This is a genomic window from Nocardia sp. NPDC004722 (assembly GCF_053601505.1).
This window is the reverse complement of record NZ_JBSGBY010000860.1, coordinates 1-2,736: the sequence shown is the minus strand read 5'-3', so window position 1 is coordinate 2,736 and position 2,736 is coordinate 1. Positions and strand designations below refer to the sequence as shown.

Sequence of the window (2,736 nt, the reverse complement as noted above, 5' to 3'; positions counted from 1 at the left end):
GGGTGTGCCGAGGCCCGGGGCAGTGGGCGCTTCCTCTCGCCACTGCCCCGGCGCGCGGCGTTGCCCGGTGGGCGGACGGCGTTGGGAACGGGAAGGATTCGGGGCGGACTCGACGTCGGTTCCGGAAGACGCGTCGGGAGGGTTCGGGCGGGAGCTGCCGGTGGTCTCGCGGGGCGGCGACTGGTCGGCCGAGGTGGTCGTGTCGTCGGTCGTGTGCCAGGTGGAGCGCTGGTGGGCGGCCGAATTGTCCTCGGGGGGAGGCGAGTAGGAGGTGGGGGCTGTTGAGGGGCCGTAGTTCCAGGTGCCTGCGCTGGAGGTGTAGGGGTCGGTGGAGTCGCGACCGAAGAGGTCGTGGCTCTGGTCGGGAGCCGAGGTGCGGGGCGCACGCGGGGTGCGCTTCGCGGCGCGGGCGCTGGTGGCCTCGAGTTGGCGGCGGAGGCGTTCCACCGCGTCGAGGCGGGGGGTGGGCCCCGGCGAATCAGGCCGGGGCCCTTCGGAATCCCGAGGGGTCATCGATCAGAAGTCGGCGGCAGCGGCCTCGTCGACGGTGACGTCGGCGCCGATGCCCAGCTTCTCCTTGATCTTCTTCTCGATCTCGTCGCGCACATCGGTGTTCTCCAGCAGGAACTTGCGGGCGTTCTCCTTGCCCTGGCCGAGCTGGTCACCCTCGTAGGTGTACCAGGAGCCGGACTTGCGGATGAAGCCCTGATCGACACCCATGTCGATGATCGAGCCCTCCTTGGAGATGCCGACACCGTAGAGAATGTCGAACTCGGCCTGCTTGAACGGCGGGGCGACCTTGTTCTTGACGACCTTCACGCGGGTGCGGTTACCGACCGCGTCGGAACCGTCCTTGAGGGTCTCGATACGACGCACGTCCAGGCGGACCGAGGCGTAGAACTTCAGCGCCTTACCACCGGTCGTGGTCTCCGGGGAGCCGAACATGACGCCGATCTTCTCGCGCAGCTGGTTGATGAAGATGGCGGTGGTGCCCGAATTGTTCAGGGCCGACGTCATCTTGCGCAGCGCCTGGCTCATCAGTCGCGCCTGCAGACCGACGTGGCTGTCACCCATCTCGCCCTCGATCTCGGCGCGCGGCACCAGGGCGGCGACGGAGTCGATGACGATGATGTCGATGGCACCGGAACGCACCAGCATGTCGGCGATCTCGAGGGCCTGCTCACCGGTGTCCGGCTGCGAGACCAGCAGCGCGTCGGTGTCGACACCGAGCTTGCGGGCGTACTCCGGATCCAGCGCGTGCTCGGCGTCGATGAAGGCGGCGACACCGCCGTTGGCCTGGGCGTTGGCCACCGCGTGCAGGGCGACCGTGGTCTTACCCGAGGATTCCGGGCCGTAGACCTCGACGATGCGGCCACGCGGCAGGCCGCCGATTCCGAGGGCGACATCCAGCGAGATGGACCCGGTGGGGATCACCGAGATCGGCTGGCGCTGCTCCTCTCCCAGGCGCATGAGCGCGCCCTTGCCGAAGCTCTTCTCGACCTGGGCCATGGCCAGTTCGAGGGCCTTGTCACGATCGAAAGCCGCTGGTGCCATCGTCAGTTCCCCTTCTCAACGGGTTGAGTCTCGTTCTCTGTGGTTGGCGCCCACATTAGAGAGAGGCACCGACAAGTTCCGACGCCGAGCTTAGACGAACAGATGTTCGACGCAAGCGACGCGCTGAACGACACGCAAGGCAACCCGCGACACGCGAGGGACTTCAGGGCGCGACCGCGATCTTTCGGGCATCGATCAGGCTCTGCGACTGCTTGAAAATCCGCAGGGCGGGCGTCACCTCGACATCGTTGATCCCCGGCAGCGCGCCCAGGCGTTCGGTGACGAACCGGTAGAGATGGGCGTTGTCGCGGCAGACCACCGAGATGTTCAGATTCGCCGTGCCGGTGACCGCGGCCAGATACGCCACCTCCGGGTACTGGGCGATCGCCATGCCCACCTCCTCCAGATGCCCCGGATGCACCTTCAGCCACAATGCCGCCCGCGCGGTGTAGCCCATGAGTTCCAGGGCGAAGTCGAGATCGAAGTACAGCACCCCGGACTCCGTGAGCTCGTTCATCCGCCGCGCCACCCGGGTCGCACTCCAGCCCGTGGCGGCGGCCAGTTGCGCGTACGGCGCGCGACCGTCGCGCGCCAGGATCGCCAGCATCGCCTCGTCCTCCCGCGACAGCGTGACCGGGGATTCCGGCCCGAGCGGATCCCACATGGGCGGGCGCGGACCGAGTTCCGCCAGCTGTTCGGAGGTCAGCAGCCGGCCGTAGCGCGGCCACTCCTCGGTGAACGGGAACTGCCGCAGCACCTCGAAGACGCTCAACCCGAGCACCGGGGTGGCGCGCGGGATCATCCGCAGCAGCAACTCGTCGCGGCGTTGCAGCGAGCGGGTCCGGCCCACGCACATCACGTCGAAACCGGTGCTCAGCAGCGACACCCAGCTCAATTCCGGCACCCGGGCCAGGGATTCGGCCAGCGACACCGCCTTGGCGGGCGTCGAGGTGATGCGCATGATCCAGCGCGGCTGCCCCAGCGGCACGGTATTCACCTGTCCCGCAACGTGAATCACGCCCCGCGTGCGCAGCGATCGATACCGCCGCGCGACCGTCTGCTCGGAGACGCCGAGGATCGCCCCCAGCCGCGCGAAGGGGATGCGCGCATCGGTGACCAGGCCGTGCACGATCTGTTTGTCGAGCACATCCAGGACGGAGGAATCATCCACGTCTTCCTCAT

General features: G+C 67.9%; 2 protein-coding genes and 1 pseudogene. All 3 read right to left on the bottom strand.

Features of this window, described 5'->3' with window-relative positions; all coding sequences use genetic code 11:
• Positions 1-447: pseudogene (locus ACWELQ_RS43105) on the bottom strand (hypothetical protein); the annotation flags it as partial.
• Between the two features lie 69 nt (positions 448-516).
• Positions 517-1,560 carry a recombinase RecA gene (recA, locus tag ACWELQ_RS43100; protein WP_452402750.1) on the bottom strand — a complete coding sequence of 348 codons (1,044 nt, stop codon included), beginning with the start codon at positions 1,558-1,560 and terminating at the stop codon, positions 517-519.
• A 157-nt stretch (positions 1,561-1,717) separates the two neighbouring features.
• The coding region (locus ACWELQ_RS43095) for an Lrp/AsnC family transcriptional regulator (protein WP_452402749.1) at positions 1,718-2,736 on the bottom strand (1,019 nt) is incomplete at its 5' end.